Annotated in this window: 14 protein-coding genes and 4 tRNA genes; all 18 read left to right on the top strand. The window is 55.4% G+C overall.

Annotation, left to right across the window (positions count from 1 at the left end; genetic code table 11):
• Positions 1 to 205 precede the first annotated feature (205 nt).
• Complete coding sequence (gene birA, locus JQF37_RS08335) at positions 206 to 1165, top strand: bifunctional biotin--[acetyl-CoA-carboxylase] ligase/biotin operon repressor BirA (RefSeq protein ID WP_130211426.1); 960 nt, start codon at positions 206 to 208, stop codon at positions 1163 to 1165.
• Entirely contained in the window at positions 1155 to 1904 is a 750-nt protein-coding gene (locus tag JQF37_RS08330; RefSeq protein WP_130211427.1) for a pantothenate kinase, read from the top strand. Before birA ends, JQF37_RS08330 begins: the two co-directional genes overlap by 11 nt.
• 7 nt (positions 1905 to 1911) lie before the next feature.
• Positions 1912 to 2352: a hypothetical protein gene (locus JQF37_RS08325; RefSeq protein WP_130211428.1), complete on the top strand. Its 441-nt coding sequence runs from the start codon at positions 1912 to 1914 to the stop codon at positions 2350 to 2352.
• A 143-nt stretch (positions 2353 to 2495) separates the two neighbouring features.
• Positions 2496 to 2580, top strand: a tRNA-Tyr gene (locus JQF37_RS08320).
• Positions 2581 to 2604: 24 nt separating this feature from the next.
• Positions 2605 to 2678: transfer RNA gene (locus tag JQF37_RS08315), tRNA-Gly, on the top strand.
• A gap of 26 nt (positions 2679 to 2704) precedes the next feature.
• Positions 2705 to 2780, top strand: a tRNA-Thr gene (locus JQF37_RS08310).
• A 171-nt stretch (positions 2781 to 2951) separates the two neighbouring features.
• Positions 2952 to 3027 (top strand) — tRNA-Trp (locus tag JQF37_RS08305).
• 45 nt (positions 3028 to 3072) lie between these two features.
• Positions 3073 to 3441, top strand: a complete 369-nt coding sequence (gene secE, locus JQF37_RS08300) for a preprotein translocase subunit SecE (RefSeq protein ID WP_110965138.1) — start codon at positions 3073 to 3075, stop codon at positions 3439 to 3441.
• 9 nt (positions 3442 to 3450) lie between these two features.
• Positions 3451 to 3984 (top strand): transcription termination/antitermination protein NusG, encoded by a 534-nt coding sequence (gene nusG, locus JQF37_RS08295; RefSeq protein ID WP_007933727.1) that lies wholly within the window; start codon positions 3451 to 3453, stop codon positions 3982 to 3984.
• 117 nt (positions 3985 to 4101) lie between these two features.
• Positions 4102 to 4533, top strand: a complete 432-nt coding sequence (rplK, locus tag JQF37_RS08290; RefSeq protein WP_007933726.1) for a 50S ribosomal protein L11 — start codon at positions 4102 to 4104, stop codon at positions 4531 to 4533.
• On the top strand, positions 4533 to 5228 hold the full coding sequence (gene rplA, locus JQF37_RS08285; protein ID WP_003186095.1) for a 50S ribosomal protein L1: 696 nt from the start codon (positions 4533 to 4535) through the stop codon (positions 5226 to 5228). The genes rplK and rplA overlap by 1 nt, the downstream gene beginning before the upstream one ends.
• Positions 5229 to 5426: 198 nt before the next feature.
• Positions 5427 to 5927, top strand: coding sequence for a 50S ribosomal protein L10 (rplJ, locus tag JQF37_RS08280; protein ID WP_007970413.1), 501 nt, complete (start codon positions 5427 to 5429; stop codon positions 5925 to 5927).
• Positions 5928 to 6002: 75 nt separating this feature from the next.
• Entirely contained in the window at positions 6003 to 6368 is a 366-nt protein-coding gene (gene rplL, locus JQF37_RS08275) for a 50S ribosomal protein L7/L12 (protein WP_077046802.1), read from the top strand.
• 220 nt (positions 6369 to 6588) lie between these two features.
• Positions 6589 to 10662 (top strand): DNA-directed RNA polymerase subunit beta, encoded by a 4074-nt coding sequence (rpoB, locus tag JQF37_RS08270; RefSeq protein WP_130211429.1) that lies wholly within the window; start codon positions 6589 to 6591, stop codon positions 10660 to 10662.
• A 64-nt stretch (positions 10663 to 10726) separates the two neighbouring features.
• Positions 10727 to 14926, top strand: a complete 4200-nt coding sequence (gene rpoC, locus JQF37_RS08265; RefSeq protein WP_047534044.1) for a DNA-directed RNA polymerase subunit beta' — start codon at positions 10727 to 10729, stop codon at positions 14924 to 14926.
• 216 nt (positions 14927 to 15142) lie between these two features.
• The gene (rpsL, locus tag JQF37_RS08260; protein WP_003186084.1) at positions 15143 to 15514 is read left to right on the top strand and encodes a 30S ribosomal protein S12; all 372 of its coding nucleotides are present in this window, start codon (positions 15143 to 15145) and stop codon (positions 15512 to 15514) included.
• A 119-nt stretch (positions 15515 to 15633) separates the two neighbouring features.
• A complete protein-coding gene (gene rpsG / locus JQF37_RS08255) occupies positions 15634 to 16104 on the top strand; it encodes a 30S ribosomal protein S7 (protein ID WP_002555493.1) in 471 nt (156 codons plus the stop codon).
• A 30-nt stretch (positions 16105 to 16134) separates the two neighbouring features.
• Complete coding sequence (gene fusA / locus JQF37_RS08250) at positions 16135 to 18240, top strand: elongation factor G (RefSeq protein WP_046815908.1); 2106 nt, start codon at positions 16135 to 16137, stop codon at positions 18238 to 18240.
• The last annotated feature ends 4 nt before the right edge of the window (positions 18241 to 18244 follow it).

Genomic DNA, 18244 nt, shown 5'->3' with positions numbered 1-18244 from the left:
GCAGTGAAACGATGCATCGCCGATGGTAGTGTGGGGTTTCCCCATGTGAGAGTAGGTCATCGTCAAGATTAAATTCCGAAACCCCTATCTGCGTATGCAGGTAGGGGTTTTGTTTTTGTCCGCAGGAAAATCTGACTCTCCGGGTTTCTATGCAACTGCTCGGGGCGTGGCTATCATGCGGGCCTCATTGTGAGGCGAGACTTGCATGCTGACGTTGTTAAAGCTTCTTAAAGATGGCCGATTCCATTCGGGTGAAGCGCTAGGTGCTGCCTTGGGCATCAGTCGCAGTGCTGTCTGGAAGCAGCTCCAGCACCTGGAGGCTGAGCTGGGTTTGTCCATTCACAAGGTCCGAGGGCGAGGTTATCAGCTTGCCGCGCCATTGACGTTGCTTGATCCGCAGGAAATTGGCCGGCTGGCGTCTTCCTGTAATTGGCCGGTTTTGGCTTTTGACTCGATTGACTCCACCAATGCCGAGGCACTACGCGCCATAGATCAAGGCCAGGCGTCTCCCTTTATCGTACTCGCCGAGCGTCAGACAGTGGGTCGTGGAAGGCGCGGAAGGCGATGGGCGAGTCCATTTGCAGAGAATATTTATTACAGCCTGGTGCTGCGTATTGAAGGTGGGATGCGTCAGCTGGAAGGTTTGAGCCTTGTTGTGGGGCTCGCTGTCATGCATACGCTGCGAGAGCTTGGCATTTCGGCGGCTGGATTGAAGTGGCCCAACGATGTTCTTGTGGGTCAGAAGAAGATTGCCGGAATTCTGCTTGAGCTAGTGGGAGATCCCGCTGATGTTTGCCATGTGGTGCTGGGTGTGGGGATCAATGTAAACATGCAGATAACTGAGGAGGTCGATCAGCAGTGGACTTCCATGCGGCTTGAGTCCGGCAAGGTGTTCGATCGCAATCGCCTGGTCGCCGAGCTTGGATTGATGCTTCAAAAGTATCTGTCGCGTCACCAGGCGAGCGGATTTTCAGCTATTCAGGCTGAGTGGGAGCAAAATCATCTGTGGCAGGGGCGGGCGGTGTCGTTGATAGCTGGTGTAACCCATATAGACGGTGAAGTGCTGGGGATCGATAGCCAAGGCGCCTTGCGCTTGAAGGTGGATGGCGTGGAAAAAGTTTTCAGTGGTGGCGAGCTGAGTCTGAGGTTGCGCGATGATTCTTGAGCTCGATTGCGGAAATAGTTTCATCAAGTGGCGCGTGCTTGAGGCGAATGCGCAGTCAGTGGTGGGTGAGGGCGTTGTCGATTCGGATCTGGCGCTGCTTGACGACTTGAAGGCACTGAAAGGCCTTGCTCTGAAGTTTTGTCGGCTGGTGAGTGTCAGGACTGCGGATGAAACCAATGAGTTGACCGCTTTGTTGAAGGCGTCCTTCAATGTCTCGGCGGTCTGCGCGGTTCCCGCGCGGGAAATGTCCGGCGTGCGCAATGGTTATGAGGAATTCGAGCGGCTCGGGCTGGATCGCTGGCTTGCGATGCTGGGCGGTTTTCATCTGGCTGCAGGCGCGTGCCTTGTCCTTGATTTCGGTACTGCTGTAACAGCTGACTTCGTTGCCAGGGATGGAGGGCACTTGGGTGGATTCATCTGTCCCGGTATGCCATTGATGCGTAATCAGCTTCGCACACATACCCGCAAGATTCGTTACGGTGATCGCGCGGCGGAGCGCGCGCTGGAGAGTCTCATTCCGGGTCGTACGACGGTCGAAGCTGTCGAGCGAGGGTGTCTGTTGATGCTTCAGGGGTTTGTGCTTGCTCAGCTGGAACTGGCGCGCAGCTACTGGGGTAAAGAATTCGTAGTGTTCCTGACGGGGGGGGATGCTGCCTTGGTTTCAGGCGTCGTGCCGGAGGCGAGGGTGGTTCCGGATCTGGTATTCGTTGGCTTGGCTATGGCGTGTCCTTTGTCCTGAGGTCCTTATGCGTTGGTTGTTTCTGCTTCTGCTGGTTCTCAACGTCTTCTATTACATCTGGCATCAGCAAGAGGCTCCTCTGCGTGCGAAGGATGTGACGCCTTTAAGCTTGTATCGGGGGGGGCAGCAGGATATTCGCCTGCTGAGTGAAACGCCTGATTCGACCAAGGAAAAAGGAAAGGCTGCTCAAGTAGATCCAGGTTGCCTGTATTTAGGCGGATTTACGCGGCAGGATGTCGCTCAGGGGCTTGAGCGCCGATTGAGCGGCATGGAGGTGAAATATCAGTTGTTGCCGAAGGGGAGTGCTGAGTCAGCCGGTTACTGGGTACGTGTGGCCCCCGAGAGCAGGCGTTGGCTGGATGATTTGCAGTTGCTAAACCTTTCTAGAGAATTCAATGAGTTAAAACATAAAATAATGCCTTGCGAGGGGGTTGCGCCCATCGAATAGTTTGCATAGAATGGCGCCCGCTCCACAGCGAAGACCTAAAGCGGTTAGCGATGTGAAGCAAGGTCAACGCAGCTAACCTCAGGTTTTTAATGAGAAAAATGCTTGACAGAAGGCTGGCATGATGTAGAATGCCGGCTCGCTTAGGAGGGGTTCCCGAGCGGCCAAAGGGATCAGACTGTAAATCTGACGTCTACGACTTCGAAGGTTCGAATCCTTCCCCCTCCACCATTTTTAGCGAGAGCTGCAAGCCTCGCGGGTATAGTTTAGTGGTAGAACCTCAGCCTTCCAAGCTGATGATGCGGGTTCGATTCCCGCTACCCGCTCCAAGTTTGCAGGTTTTGCACGGTGTTTCGCTCTTGTAGCTCAGTTGGTAGAGCACACCCTTGGTAAGGGTGAGGTCAGCGGTTCAAATCCGCTCAAGAGCTCCATATAACAAGGCAGATATGAAAATATCTGCCTTTGTTTTAATGGCTAGAGGTTGTTTGTCATTGTTTGCAGGCGGTTTTGACCTCCTGGTGCAGGCGAGCGATTTTGGTCATTGAGTAAGTTGTTGTAAAGTCTTTTTCGGGCCGGCATAATGGTCGGCCTGATTTTGTTTTAGGTCAGTAGCTCAATTGGCAGAGCGACGGTCTCCAAAACCGTAGGTTGGGGGTTCGATTCCCTCCTGACCTGCCAGATTCACCAGGTGTGTCTGGCTTTCTTTTCACAGGATCTTCATAGATGACTCCTAAAGCTGAAGCTCAAGGTTCTCGCTTCGATCTGCTCAAGTGGCTAGTGGTAGTCGCTTTGGTGGTTGTTGGCGTTGTTGGCAATCAGTATTTCTCTGCTTCGCCGATCCTGTACCGTGTGCTCGCTTTGCTTGTGATTGCTGCTGTAGCTGCCTTTGTAGGCTTGCAGACGGTCAAGGGCAAGTCTTTCTTTGTTCTTGTCAAGGAAGCGCGCACCGAGATTCGTAAAGTCGTTTGGCCAACTCGCCAAGAAACCACGCAGACCACGTTGATTGTTGTGGCTGTTGTTCTGGTTATGGCGTTGCTGTTGTGGGGGCTTGATTCCCTGCTCGGCTGGCTTGTTTCCTTGATTGTCGGCTAAGGGTGTCCCGTGGCTAAGCGTTGGTATGTTGTGCATGCTTACTCCGGTTACGAGAAGCATGTCATGCGCTCGTTGATTGAGCGCGTAAAGCTGGCTGGCATGGAAGATGGCTTCGGCGAGATTCTGGTTCCCACTGAAGAAGTGGTTGAAATGCGTAATGGCCAGAAGCGTAAAAGCGAGCGCAAATTCTTCCCGGGTTACGTGCTGGTTCAGATGGACATGAATGAGGGTACTTGGCACTTGGTCAAGGATACTCCTCGAGTTATGGGTTTCATTGGCGGTACCGCTGATAAGCCGGCTCCAATCACTGATAAGGAAGCAGAAGCAATTCTGCGCCGCGTCGCTGATGGTAGCGACAAGCCGAAGCCGAAGACTCTGTTCGAGCCAGGTGAGTCGGTGCGCGTCAATGATGGTCCTTTTGCCGATTTTACCGGCACTGTTGAAGAAGTTAACTACGAAAAGAGTCGCATCCAGGTGGCTGTACTCATTTTCGGTCGCTCTACTCCGGTAGAGTTGGAGTTCAGTCAGGTCGAAAAGGTCTAACTGAGCAAGCATCCCAACCCCGCAGCCCTAGGCTGTGGGGTTTTGTCGTCACTGGGATAAACGCGCAAGTAACCGGGGAGCCTTTCGAGGCGTTTGAACCCGTAATTGGAGTGCCTCATGGCCAAGAAGATTACCGCTTACATCAAGCTGCAAGTGAAGGCCGCTCAGGCTAACCCAAGCCCACCTGTTGGTCCTGCTCTGGGTCAGCACGGCGTGAACATCATGGAATTCTGCAAGGCTTTCAACGCCCGTACTCAGGGTCTTGAGCCAGGTCTGCCGACTCCAGTGATCATCACTGTCTATAGCGACCGTAGCTTCACGTTCGAAACCAAATCCACCCCTGCTTCGGTTCTGCTGAAGAAGGCGGCCGGTCTGACCAGCGGTTCCGCTCGTCCGAACACCGTTAAGGTTGGCACCGTTACCCGTGCTCAGCTGGAAGAAATCGCGAAAACCAAAAACGCGGATCTGACTGCAGCTGATATGGAAGCAGCCGTGCGTACTATCGCCGGTTCTGCTCGTAGCATGGGCCTTAACGTGGAGGGTGTGTAATGGCTAAGCTGACCAAGCGTCAAAAGGCTATCGCCGGCAAAATCGAAGCAGGCAAGGCCTACAACTTTGTAGACGCCGCTGCACTGCTGGCCGAGCTGTCGACTGTCAAGTTCAGCGAGTCGTTCGACGTTGCTGTAAACCTGGGCGTTGACCCACGTAAATCCGACCAGGTCGTTCGTAGCGCTACTGTGCTGCCACACGGCACTGGCAAGACCGTTCGCGTTGCCGTGTTCACCCAGGGTCCAGCTGCTGAAGCTGCTCTGGCTGCCGGCGCTGACCGCGTAGGTATGGATGATCTGGCTGCCGAAATGAAAGGCGGCGACCTGAACTATGACGTAGTGATCGCATCCCCGGATGCCATGCGCGTAGTAGGTCAACTGGGTCAGATCCTCGGTCCACGTGGTCTGATGCCTAACCCTAAAGTCGGCACCGTAACTCCAGATGTAGCTACCGCGGTTAAAAACGCCAAGGCTGGTCAGGTTCGTTATCGCACCGACAAAAACGGCATCATCCACACTTCCGTTGGCAAGATCGGCTTCGACGCCGTCAAGCTGAAGGAAAACGTTGAAGCCCTGATCGCTGATCTGAAGCGTATCAAGCCGGCTTCCTCGAAAGGCATTTACGTTAAGCGCGTAACCCTGAGCACCACCATGGGCCCAGGTCTGGTCATCGACCAGAGCTCGCTGGACGCGTAAGACAAAAATTGGCGCAAGTATTTGCGCCAGTTGAAAAATTGGGGTCCCTGCCTGGCGGGGGCTATCCAAGACCGTAGGCGACGAAAGTCTTAAACCACAAGCCTACGCAGATGGTGCTCCCGGTTCCTTACCGAATCAGACACCAAAACGACATCCGGTTTCGACCAGATGAAACGGTAACAAGCAGGAGTTAAACCCGTGGCAATTAAACTCGAAGACAAGAAGGCCATCGTCGCTGAAGTCAACGAGGCTGCCAAAGTCGCTCTGTCCGCTGTCGTGGCTGATGCCCGTGGCGTAACAGTAGGCGCGATGACCGGACTCCGTAAAGAGGCTCGTGAAGCTGGCGTTTACGTACGTGTTGTACGTAACACCCTGCTCAAGCGCGCTGTTGCTGACACTGAATTCAGTGTCCTTAACGACGTGTTCACCGGCCCTACCCTGATTGCATTCTCCAAAGAACATCCAGGCGCTGCTGCCCGGATTTTCAAAGAGTTCGCAAAGGGTCAGGACAAGTTCGAGATCAAGGCAGCTGCGTTCGAGGGCAAGTTCCTCGCAGCTAACCAAATCGACGTACTGGCAACTCTGCCGACCCGTGACGAAGCAATTTCTCAGCTGATGAGCGTGATTCAAGGCGCAACCAGCAAATTGGCTCGTACTCTGGCGGCAATTCGCGACCAGAAAGAAGCTGCTGCAGCCTAAGGCTCGTCAACTTCTCGCGTTTTTTGTTTTTTTCGATGGTCGCGTAGGCCGTCCCCAATATCAGGAATTAGATTCATGTCTATCTCTCAGAACGATATCCTTGAAGCAGTTGGCAACATGTCCGTAATGGAAGTTGTTGAGCTGATCAAAGCTTTCGAAGAAAAATTCGGTGTTACCGCTGCTGCTGCATCGGCTGGTCCAGCTGCTGCCGCTGCCGTTGTTGAAGAACAAACTGAATTCAACGTCATGCTGACCGAAGCTGGCGAGAAGAAAGTTAACGTGATCAAGGCTGTACGTGAACTGACCGGTCTGGGCCTGAAAGAAGCCAAGGCTGTAGTTGACGGTGCTCCTGCAATGGTTCTGGAAGGCGTTGCCAAAGACGCAGCTGACAAAGCCAAAGCAGCTCTGGAAGAAGCAGGCGCTAAAGTCGAGCTGAAGTAAGCATCGACTTTGCGTTTCCAGCCCGAGCGTTAAGCGACAGGCTGATGGCTGGTGGCTCTTGCCACCGGCCTTTTTCCGTTATTGGCAGCCGGCTCGGTCGGCGCTGATAACGAGCTGTAACCACCCGATGCGGTGGCGCAAACCATGGGGTTTGCACGATTTTCTGGCTGCTCCCGTCGGGAGGGGCCAAACAAGCAGGTGACCAAGCTGGGGAACGCTGATGGCTTACTCATATACTGAGAAAAAACGTATCCGCAAGGACTTTAGCAAGTTGCCGGACGTCATGGATGTGCCGTACCTCCTGGCCATCCAGCTGGATTCGTATCGTGAATTCTTGCAAGCGGGAGCGACTAAAGATCAGTTCCGCGACGTGGGCCTGCATGCGGCCTTCAAATCCGTTTTCCCGATCATCAGCTACTCCGGCAATGCTGCGCTGGAGTACGTCGGTTATCGCCTGGGCGAACCGGCATTTGATGTCAAAGAATGCGTATTGCGCGGTGTAACTTACGCCGTACCTTTGCGGGTAAAAGTGCGCCTGATCATTTTCGACAAAGAGTCGTCGAATAAAGCGATCAAGGACATCAAAGAGCAAGAAGTCTACATGGGTGAAATCCCCCTGATGACTGAGAACGGTACCTTCGTAATCAACGGTACCGAGCGTGTAATCGTTTCCCAGCTGCACCGTTCCCCGGGCGTGTTCTTCGACCACGACCGTGGCAAGACGCACAGCTCCGGTAAACTGCTGTACTCCGCGCGCATCATTCCTTACCGCGGTTCGTGGCTGGACTTCGAGTTCGACCCGAAAGACTGCGTATTCGTGCGTATCGACCGTCGTCGCAAGCTGCCTGCATCGGTACTGCTGCGCGCGCTCGGCTATACCACCGAAGAAGTGCTGGACGCGTTCTACACCACCAACGTATTCCACGTGAAAGGCGAGAGCCTGAGCCTGGAGCTGGTGCCTCAGCGCCTGCGCGGTGAAATCGCAGTTCTGGATATCCAGGATGACAAAGGCAAGGTTATTGTCGAGCAAGGTCGTCGTATCACCGCTCGTCACATCAACCAGCTGGAAAAAGCAGGGATCAAAGAGCTGGAAGTGCCTCTGGACTACGTCCTGGGTCGCACCACCGCCAAGGTCATCGTGCATCCGGCAACCGGCGAAATCCTGGCAGAGTGCAACACCGAGCTGAACACCGAGATCCTGGCGAAAATCGCCAAGGCCGGCGTTGTTCGCATCGAAACTCTGTACACCAACGATATCGACTGCGGTCCGTTCGTCTCCGACACGCTGAAGATCGACTCCACCAGCAACCAACTGGAAGCGCTGGTCGAGATCTATCGCATGATGCGTCCTGGCGAGCCGCCAACCAAAGACGCTGCCGAAACCCTGTTCAACAACCTGTTCTTCAGCCCTGAGCGCTATGACCTGTCTGCGGTCGGCCGGATGAAGTTCAACCGTCGTATCGGTCGTACCGAAATCGAAGGTTCGGGCGTGTTGTGCAAGGAAGACATCGTCGCGGTACTGAAGACTCTGGTCGACATCCGTAACGGTAAAGGCATCGTCGATGACATCGACCACCTGGGTAACCGTCGTGTTCGCTGCGTAGGCGAAATGGCCGAGAACCAGTTCCGCGTTGGCCTGGTGCGTGTTGAGCGTGCGGTCAAAGAGCGTCTGTCGATGGCTGAAAGCGAAGGCCTGATGCCGCAAGACCTGATCAACGCCAAGCCGGTAGCGGCGGCGGTGAAAGAGTTCTTCGGTTCCAGCCAGCTGTCCCAGTTCATGGACCAGAACAACCCGCTGTCCGAGATCACCCACAAGCGCCGTGTTTCTGCACTCGGCCCTGGCGGTCTGACTCGTGAGCGTGCCGGCTTCGAAGTTCGTGACGTACACCCGACGCACTACGGTCGTGTTTGCCCGATCGAAACGCCGGAAGGTCCGAACATCGGTCTGATCAACTCCCTGGCTGCCTATGCGCGCACCAACCAGTACGGCTTCCTCGAGAGCCCGTACCGCGTGGTGAAAGACGCTCTGGTCACCGACGAGATCGTGTTCCTGTCCGCCATCGAAGAAGCTGATCACGTGATCGCTCAGGCTTCGGCCACGATGAACGACAAGAAAGTCCTGATCGACGAGCTGGTAGCTGTTCGTCACCTGAACGAGTTCACCGTCAAGGCGCCTGAAGACGTCACCTTGATGGACGTATCGCCGAAGCAGGTAGTTTCGGTTGCAGCGTCGCTGATCCCGTTCCTCGAGCACGACGACGCCAACCGTGCGTTGATGGGTTCGAACATGCAGCGTCAAGCCGTACCAACCCTGCGTGCTGACAAGCCGCTGGTCGGTACCGGTATGGAGCGTAACGTAGCTCGTGACTCCGGCGTTTGCGTCGTGGCTCGTCGTGGCGGCGTGATCGACTCCGTCGATGCCAGCCGTATCGTGGTTCGTGTTGCCGATGACGAAGTTGAAACCGGTGAAGCCGGTGTCGACATCTACAACCTGACCAAATACACCCGCTCCAACCAGAACACCTGCATCAACCAGCGTCCGCTGGTGCGTAAAGGTGATCGGGTTCAGCGTAGCGACATCATGGCCGATGGTCCGTCCACCGATATGGGTGAACTGGCACTGGGTCAGAACATGCGCATCGCGTTCATGGCATGGAACGGCTTCAACTTCGAAGACTCCATCTGCCTGTCCGAGCGTGTTGTTCAGGAAGACCGTTTCACCACGATCCACATCCAGGAACTGACCTGTGTGGCCCGTGACACCAAGCTTGGCCCAGAGGAAATCACTGCGGACATCCCGAACGTGGGTGAGGCTGCACTGAACAAGCTGGACGAAGCCGGTATCGTTTACGTAGGTGCTGAAGTAGGCGCTGGCGACATCCTGGTTGGTAAGGTCACTCCGAAAGGCGAGACCCAGTTGACTCCGGAAGAGAAGCTGCTGCGCGCGATCTTCGGTGAAAAAGCCAGCGACGTTAAAGACACCTCCCTGCGTGTACCTACCGGTACCAAGGGTACTGTCATCGACGTACAGGTCTTCACCCGCGACGGCGTTGAGCGTGATGCTCGTGCCCTGTCGATCGAGAAGTCCCAGCTGGACGAGATCCGCAAGGACCTCAACGAAGAGTTCCGTATCGTCGAAGGCGCTACTTTCGAACGTCTGCGCTCCGCTCTGGTCGGCCACAAAGCCGAAGGCGGCGCCGGCCTGAAGAAAGGCCAGGACATCACCGACGAAGTACTCGACGGTCTTGAGCACGGCCAGTGGTTCAAACTGCGCATGGCTGAAGATGCTCTGAACGAGCAGCTCGAAAAGGCCCAGGCCTACATCGTTGATCGTCGTCGTCTGCTGGATGACAAGTTCGAAGACAAGAAGCGCAAACTGCAGCAAGGTGATGACCTGGCTCCAGGCGTGCTGAAAATCGTCAAGGTTTACCTGGCAATCCGTCGTCGCATCCAACCGGGCGACAAGATGGCCGGTCGTCACGGTAACAAGGGTGTGGTCTCCGTGATCATGCCGGTTGAAGACATGCCGCACGATGCCAATGGCACCCCGGTCGACGTCGTCCTCAACCCGTTGGGCGTACCTTCGCGTATGAACGTTGGTCAGATCCTTGAAACCCACCTGGGCCTCGCGGCCAAAGGTCTGGGCGAGAAGATCAACCGCATGATTGAAGAGCAGCGTAAAGTTGCCGAGCTGCGTAAATTCCTGCACGAGATCTACAACGAGATCGGCGGTCGTCAGGAAAGCCTCGATGACTTCTCGGACCAGGAAATTCTGGATCTGGCTCAAAACCTGCGCGGCGGCGTACCGATGGCCACTCCGGTGTTCGACGGTGCCAAGGAAAGCGAGATCAAGGCCATGCTGAAACTGGCAGACCTGCCAGAAAGCGGCCAGATGCAGCTGACCGATGGCCGTACCGGCAACAAGTTCGAGCGCCCGGTTACCGTTGGCTACATGTACATGCTGAAGCTGAACCACTTGGTAGACGACAAGATGCACGCTCGTTCTACCGGTTCGTACAGCCTGGTTACCCAGCAACCGCTGGGTGGTAAGGCGCAGTTCGGTGGTCAGCGTTTCGGGGAGATGGAGGTCTGGGCACTGGAAGCATACGGTGCCGCATACACTCTGCAAGAAATGCTCACAGTGAAGTCGGACGATGTGAACGGCCGGACCAAGATGTACAAAAACATCGTGGACGGCGATCACCGTATGGAGCCGGGCATGCCCGAGTCCTTCAACGTGTTGATCAAGGAAATTCGTTCCCTCGGCATCGATATCGATCTGGAAACCGAATAACACGTGACGCGAATCGAGAGCGGGGCTGGATTGCCCGCTCTCTGCTCCGCCAGGAGGAAAGGCCTTGAAAGACCTACTGAATTTGCTGAAAAACCAGGGTCAAGTCGAAGAGTTCGACGCCATCCGTATCGGATTGGCATCGCCTGAGATGATCCGTTCGTGGTCGTTCGGTGAAGTTAAAAAGCCGGAAACCATCAACTACCGTACGTTCAAACCTGAGCGTGACGGTCTGTTCTGCGCCAAAATCTTTGGCCCGGTAAAGGATTACGAGTGCCTGTGCGGTAAGTACAAGCGCTTGAAACACCGTGGTGTGATCTGCGAGAAGTGCGGCGTTGAAGTCGCGCTGGCAAAAGTTCGTCGTGAGCGCATGGCGCACATCGAACTGGCTTCGCCGGTTGCCCACATCTGGTTCCTGAAGTCGCTGCCGTCCCGTATCGGCTTGCTGATGGACATGACCCTGCGTGATATCGAGCGCGTTCTCTACTTCGAGAGCTACGTCGTTATCGATCCAGGCATGACCACCCTTGAAAAAGGTCAGCTGCTCAACGACGAGCAGTACTTCGAAGCGCTGGAAGAGTTCGGCGACGATTTCGATGCCCGCATGGGTGCCGAAGCTGTCCGTGAACTGCTGCACGCTATCGACCTGGAGCACGAGATTGGTCGCCTGCGTGAAGAAATTCCGCAAACCAACTCCGAAACCAAGATCAAGAAGCTGTCCAAGCGTCTGAAGTTGATGGAAGCCTTCCAGGGTTCCGGCAACCTGCCAGAGTGGATGGTGCTGACCGTTCTGCCGGTTCTGCCGCCAGATCTGCGTCCACTGGTCCCGCTGGATGGCGGTCGTTTCGCGACTTCCGACCTCAACGATCTGTATCGTCGAGTGATCAACCGTAACAACCGTTTGAAGCGCCTGCTGGATCTGTCCGCTCCGGACATCATCGTGCGCAACGAAAAACGTATGTTGCAGGAAGCCGTCGACGCATTGCTCGACAACGGTCGTCGTGGCCGCGCCATTACTGGTTCCAACAAGCGTCCTCTGAAATCCCTGGCTGACATGATCAAGGGTAAGCAAGGTCGTTTCCGTCAGAACTTGCTCGGTAAGCGTGTTGACTACTCGGGTCGTTCGGTAATTACCGTAGGTCCGACCCTGCGTCTGCACCAGTGCGGTCTGCCGAAGAAGATGGCTCTCGAGCTGTTCAAGCCGTTCATTTTCGGCAAGCTGGAAATGCGTGGTCTCGCGACCACCATCAAAGCCGCCAAGAAGATGGTCGAGCGCGAGCTGCCAGAGGTTTGGGACGTTCTCGCTGAAGTGATTCGCGAACACCCAGTGCTTCTCAACCGTGCGCCGACCCTTCACCGTCTGGGTATCCAGGCGTTTGAACCGGTACTGATCGAAGGCAAGGCTATCCAGCTGCACCCTCTGGTCTGCGCCGCGTACAACGCCGACTTCGACGGCGACCAAATGGCCGTGCACGTACCGCTGACACTGGAAGCCCAGTTGGAAGCGCGTGCGTTGATGATGTCGACCAACAACATTCTGTCGCCAGCCAACGGTGAGCCAATCATCGTTCCGTCGCAGGACGTTGTATTGGGTCTGTACTACATGACTCGTGAAGCGATCAACGCCAAGGGCGAAGGTCGTGTGTTCGCGGATCTGCAGGAAGTTGACCGTGTGTTCCGTGCCGGCGAAGCCGCTCTGCACGCCAAGGTCAAAGTGCGGATCAACGAAACCGTCAACGACCGTGACGGCGGCAGCGTGACCAACACCCGTATCGTCGACACCACTGTCGGCCGTGCGCTGTTGTTCCAGGTTGTGCCAAAAGGTCTGTCGTACGACGTCGTCAACCTGCCGATGAAGAAAAAGGCGATCTCCAAGCTGATCAACCAGTGCTACCGCGTGGTTGGTCTGAAAGAGACCGTGATCTTCGCTGACCAGTTGATGTACACCGGTTTTGCCTACTCGACCATTTCCGGCGTTTCCATCGGTGTTAACGACTTCGTTATCCCGGATGAAAAAGCCCGCATCATCGGTGCAGCCACCGACGAAGTGAAAGAGATCGAAAGTCAGTACGCCTCCGGCCTGGTAACCCAGGGCGAGAAGTACAACAAAGTGATCGACCTCTGGTCCAAGGCGAACGACGAAGTTTCCAAGGCGATGATGGCCAACCTCTCGAAAGAGAAAGTCATCGACCGTCATGGCGTCGAAGTCGACCAGGAATCCTTCAACTCGATGTACATGATGGCCGACTCGGGCGCACGGGGTTCTGCTGCGCAGATCCGTCAGCTCGCCGGTATGCGTGGCCTGATGGCCAAGCCGGACGGCTCCATCATCGAAACGCCGATTACTGCGAACTTCCGTGAAGGTTTGAGCGTACTCCAGTACTTCATCTCCACTCACGGTGCTCGTAAGGGTCTTGCGGATACCGCGTTGAAAACAGCTAACTCCGGTTACCTGACTCGTCGTCTGGTAGACGTAGCGCAAGATCTGGTTGTAACCGAGATCGATTGCGGCACCGAACATGGCCTGGTAATGACTCCGCACATTGAAGGCGGTGACGTTGTAGAGCCATTGGGTGAGCGCGTATTGGGTCGTGTTATCGCCCGTGACGTATTCAAGCCAGGTACCGAGGACGTCATCGTTCCTGCCGGCACCCTGGTAGACGAGAAGTGGGTCGAGTTCATCGAGCTGAACAGCATCGACGAAGTGATCGTGCGTTCGCCGATCAGTTGCGAAACCCGTTATGGCATTTGCGCCAAGTGCTACGGCCGTGACCTGGCTCGTGGTCACCAGGTGAACATCGGTGAAGCGGTTGGCGTTATCGCTGCCCAGTCCATCGGTGAGCCGGGAACCCAGCTGACGATGCGTACGTTCCACATCGGTGGTGCGGCAAGCCGGACCTCCGCAGCCGACAGCGTTCAGGTGAAGAATGGCGGTACCGTCCGTCTGCACAACCTGAAACACGTTGAGCGAGTGGATGGCCACCTGGTTGCTGTGTCCCGTTCTGGCGAGCTGGCTATCGCTGATGACTTCGGTCGTGAGCGTGAGCGTTACAAGCTGCCATACGGTGCCGTGATTTCGGTTAAAGAAGGTGACAAGGTCGACGCTGGCGCAATCGTGGCCAAGTGGGATCCGCACACTCACCCGATCGTTACCGAAATGAAAGGTACCGTGACCTACGTGGGCATGGAAGAAGGCATCACGATCAAGCGTCAGACTGACGAATTGACCGGTATGACCAACATTGAAGTACTCGACGCCAAAGATCGTCCAGCTGCCGGTAAAGACATCCGTCCAGCCGTGAAGATGGTCGATGACAACGGCAAGGATCTGTTGCTGCCAGGCACTGACGTTATCGCTCAGTACTTCCTGCCAGCCAACGCCCTGGTCGGTGTAGCGGACGGTGCGAAGATTGCGATCGGTGATGTTATCGCTCGTATTCCGCAAGAAACTTCGAAGACCCGTGACATCACCGGTGGTCTGCCGCGTGTTGCCGACTTGTTCGAAGCTCGTCGTCCGAAAGAAGCGTCGATTCTGGCTGAAGTCAGCGGCACCATCGCGTTCGGTAAAGAGACCAAAGGCAAGCGCCGTCTGGTTATCACCCCGAACGACGGTAGCGATCCGTATGAAGAGCTGATTCCGAAGTGGCGTCACCTGAACGTCTTCGAAGGCGAACAAGTGAACCGCGGCGAAGTTATCTCCGACGGTCCGAGCGATCCACACGATATCCTGCGTCTGCTGGGTGTAAGTGCGCTCGCCAAGTACATCGTTAACGAGATCCAGGACGTTTACCGTCTGCAAGGCGTGAAGATCAACGACAAGCACATCGAGACCATCCTGCGTCAGATGCTGCGTAAAGTTGAGATCGCTGAATCCGGCGATTCCAGTTTCATCAAGGGCGACCAGATGGAGCTGACTCACGTACTGGTAGAGAACGAGCGCCTGAGCGCGGAAGACAAGTTTGTCTCCAAGTTCACTCGCGTTCTGCTGGGTATCACCAAGGCGTCGTTGTCCACCGAATCGTTCATCTCGGCGGCTTCCTTCCAGGAAACCACTCGCGTACTGACCGAAGCGGCGGTAACCGGCAAGCGCGATTACCTGCGCGGCCTGAAAGAAAACGTGGTCGTGGGTCGTCTGATCCCGGCTGGTACCGGTCTGGCTTATCACAGCGAGCGCAAGCGTCGCCGTGATGCAGACAAACCGTTGCGCGTAAGCGCCAGTGAAGTGGAAGCTGCACTGACCGAAGCGCTGAACTCGAGCGGTAACTGAGTTCTGCGGTAAATGAGCGTAAGGCCCTGGTCACTCCGTTCATCGAATCGAGACAAATTGTCGAGGTTGGATGAGCGGGGAGGTCGGGGCCTTGCCTTGACTGGGGACAAGATCCTCTTTAGACTCTTGTACCCCTAAATTTGGCGGGAACTCGTTCCTGCCATTTTGCTTTTCTTGCAAGACAATAGCGTCGCAAGACAACAGTGGAGCTAGTAGATGGCAACTATCAACCAGCTGGTACGTCAGCCGCGTAAGCGTATCGTCGAGAAATCCGACGTGCCTGCGCTGCAGAACTGCCCGCAACGTCGTGGCGTGTGCACCCGTGTGTACACCACTACGCCGAAAAAACCTAACTCGGCACTGCGTAAAGTATGCCGTGTGCGTCTGACCAACGGTTTCGAGGTTTCCTCGTACATCGGCGGTGAAGGCCACAACCTGCAAGAGCACAGCGTGGTACTGATCCGCGGCGGTCGTGTAAAAGACTTGCCAGGTGTTCGTTACCACACCGTACGCGGTTCTTTGGATACTTCCGGCGTTAAAGGTCGTAACCAGGGTCGTTCGAAGTACGGTACCAAGCGTCCGAAGTAGTAGTCGCTTGCTGCAAAAAACTGATTTCTATTTTTCTGAGTCGATAAGAGTAAGGTCGGAGGCGTCCCGTCAAGGGCACCGATTCCGAGCGAACCTGAAGACCGTTTGAGGGCTTATCCATGCCAAGAAGACGCGTAGCAGCCAAGCGCGAAGTGCTTGACGATCCAAAATACGGAAGCCAAATCCTGGCCAAGTTCATGAACCACGTGATGGAAAGCGGTAAGAAAGCCGTTGCCGAGCGTATCGTTTATGGCGCGCTGGAAAAGGTTAAAGAACGCAAGAACAGCGACCCCCTGGAAATCTTCGAGAAAGCTCTCGACGCCATCGCTCCGCTGGTCGAAGTAAAGTCGCGCCGTGTAGGCGGTGCCACTTACCAGGTTCCGGTTGAAGTTCGTCCGTCCCGTCGTAACGCTCTGGCAATGCGCTGGTTGGTAGACTTCGCCCGTAAGCGCGGCGAGAAGTCTATGGCTCTGCGTTTGGCTGGCGAACTGCTGGACGCTGCCGAAGGTAAAGGTGCTGCAGTTAAGAAGCGTGAAGACGTGCACCGTATGGCTGAAGCTAACAAAGCTTTCTCGCACTACCGCTTCTAATTTTAGCGTCACTAATTTTGCGAGGGCTTTATGGCTCGTACTACACCGATTAATCGCTACCGTAACATTGGTATCGTTGCTCACGTGGATGCTGGTAAAACCACCACCACCGAGCGCGTCCTTTTTTACACTGGCAAAAGTCACAAGATGGGCGAGGTGCATGACGGCGCCGCGACCACAGACTGGATGGTGCAGGAGCAGGAGCGTGGTATTACCATTACTTCTGCTGCTATTACCGCCTTCTGGCAGGGTTCTGCTAAGCAGCACAAAGACCAATACCGCTTCAACGTCATTGACACCCCGGGTCACGTAGACTTCACCATTGAAGTTGAACGTTCCCTGCGTGTACTCGACGGCGCGGTCGTTGTGTTCTGTGGTACTTCCGGCGTTGAGCCTCAGTCCGAAACCGTATGGCGTCAAGCCAACAAGTACGGTGTTCCACGTATCGTTTACGTGAACAAGATGGACCGTGCCGGTGCGAACTTCCTGCGCGTGATCGCTCAGATCAAGCAGCGTCTGGGTCACACTCCGGTGCCGATCCAGTTGGCTATCGGTTCCGAAGACAACTTCCAGGGTCAGATCGATCTGATGACCATGGAAGCGGTTTACTGGAACGATGCTGACAAGGGCATGACTCCACGTCGCGAAGCTATCCCTGCTGAACTGCAGGAGCTGGCTGAAGAGTGGCGCAGCAACATGGTTGAGGCTGCGGCCGAAGCCAGCGAAGAGCTGATGAACAAGTACCTCGAAGGCGAAGAGCTCTCCATCGAGGAAATCAAGGCCGCTCTGCGTCAGCGTACCATCGCTGGTGAGATCGTTCTGGCTGTTTGCGGTTCTTCCTTCAAGAACAAGGGCGTTCCCCTGGTTCTCGACGCCGTTATCGACTACCTGCCTGCGCCAACTGACATTCCTGCCATCAAGGGTACTGACCCGGATGACGAGGAAAAGCAGATGGAGCGTCATGCAGACGACAACGAGCCGTTCTCGGCTCTGGCGTTCAAAATCGCTACCGACCCATTCGTGGGTACCTTGACCTTTGTCCGTGTTTACTCGGGCGTGTTGGCCTCCGGCGACGGCGTGATCAACTCGGTTAAAGGCAAGAAAGAGCGTGTGGGTCGTATGGTGCAAATGCACGCAAACGCTCGCGAAGAAATCAAGGAAGTACGCGCTGGTGACATCGCGGCCTTGATCGGCATGAAGGACGTCACCACCGGTGAGACTTTGTGCAACGCTGACAAGCCAATCATTCTGGTTCGTATGGACTTCCCGGAGCCGGTTATTTCGGTTGCCGTTGAGCCTAAAACCAAGGATGACCAGGAAAAAATGGGTATCGCTCTGGGCAAGCTTGCTCAGGAAGACCCGTCTTTCCGCGTCAAAACTGATGAAGAGACTGGTCAGACGATCATCTCTGGCATGGGCGAGCTGCACCTGGACATCCTGGTTGACCGGATGCGCCGTGAGTTCAATGTCGAAGCCAACATCGGTAAGCCTCAGGTTTCCTATCGTGAGCGCATCACGAAGAGCTGCGAAATCGAAGGCAAGTTCGTTCGTCAGTCCGGCGGTCGTGGCCAGTTCGGTCATTGCTGGATCCGTTTTGCACCTGCTGACGAAGGTCAGGAAGGTCTGCAATTCCTGAACGAAGTAGTGGGTGGTGTGGTTCCTAAGGAATACATCCCGGCTATCCAGAAGGGTATCGAAGAGCAGATGAAGAACGGTGTTGTTGCCGGCTATCCGCTGATCGGCCTGAAGGCTACCGTGTTTGATGGTTCTTACCACGACGTCGACTCGAACGAGATGGCGTTTAAGGTGGCTGCTTCCATGGCGACCAAGCAACTGGCCCAGAAGGGTGGTGGTGAGTTGCTCGAGCCGATCATGGCGGTAGAGGTTGTTACGCCTGAAGACTATATGGGTGACGTGATGGGCGACCTTAACCGTCGTCGCGGCATGATTCTGGGTATGGAAGATACGGTTTCCGGTAAGGTTATCCGTGCTGAAGTTCCGTTGGGCGAGATGTTCGGTTATGCGACTGACGTTCGTTCGATGTCCCAGGGTCGCGCAAGCTACTCTATGGAATTCAAAAAATACAATACGGCTCCGTCGCACATCGTCGAAACCGTTACCAAAAAACAAGGCTGATTCA

Origin of the sequence: Pseudomonas sp. MIL9 (genome assembly GCF_016887925.1) — a bacterium.
Taxonomy (GTDB): Bacteria; Pseudomonadota; Gammaproteobacteria; order Pseudomonadales; family Pseudomonadaceae; genus Aquipseudomonas; species Aquipseudomonas mohnii.
The sequence above is the reverse complement of the archived record's forward strand: the minus strand, read 5'-3'. Positions and strand labels throughout refer to the sequence as shown.

Excerpts from the sequence above, each read along its gene's own strand:
- rplA (WP_003186095.1), top strand. The coding sequence starts at position 4,533 with ATGGCTAAGCTGACCAAGCGTCAAAAGGCTATCGCCGGCAAAATCGAA.
- rplK (WP_007933726.1), top strand. The coding sequence starts at position 4,102 with ATGGCCAAGAAGATTACCGCTTACATCAAGCTGCAAGTGAAGGCCGCT.
- rplL (WP_077046802.1), top strand. The coding sequence starts at position 6,003 with ATGTCTATCTCTCAGAACGATATCCTTGAAGCAGTTGGCAACATGTCC.
- rpoB (WP_130211429.1), top strand. The coding sequence starts at position 6,589 with ATGGCTTACTCATATACTGAGAAAAAACGTATCCGCAAGGACTTTAGC.
- rpsL (WP_003186084.1), top strand. The coding sequence starts at position 15,143 with ATGGCAACTATCAACCAGCTGGTACGTCAGCCGCGTAAGCGTATCGTC.
- JQF37_RS08330 (WP_130211427.1), top strand. The coding sequence starts at position 1,155 with ATGATTCTTGAGCTCGATTGCGGAAATAGTTTCATCAAGTGGCGCGTG.
- fusA (WP_046815908.1), top strand. The coding sequence starts at position 16,135 with ATGGCTCGTACTACACCGATTAATCGCTACCGTAACATTGGTATCGTT.
- rpsG (WP_002555493.1), top strand. The coding sequence starts at position 15,634 with ATGCCAAGAAGACGCGTAGCAGCCAAGCGCGAAGTGCTTGACGATCCA.
- JQF37_RS08325 (WP_130211428.1), top strand. The coding sequence starts at position 1,912 with ATGCGTTGGTTGTTTCTGCTTCTGCTGGTTCTCAACGTCTTCTATTAC.
- secE (WP_110965138.1), top strand. The coding sequence starts at position 3,073 with ATGACTCCTAAAGCTGAAGCTCAAGGTTCTCGCTTCGATCTGCTCAAG.
- birA (WP_130211426.1), top strand. The coding sequence starts at position 206 with ATGCTGACGTTGTTAAAGCTTCTTAAAGATGGCCGATTCCATTCGGGT.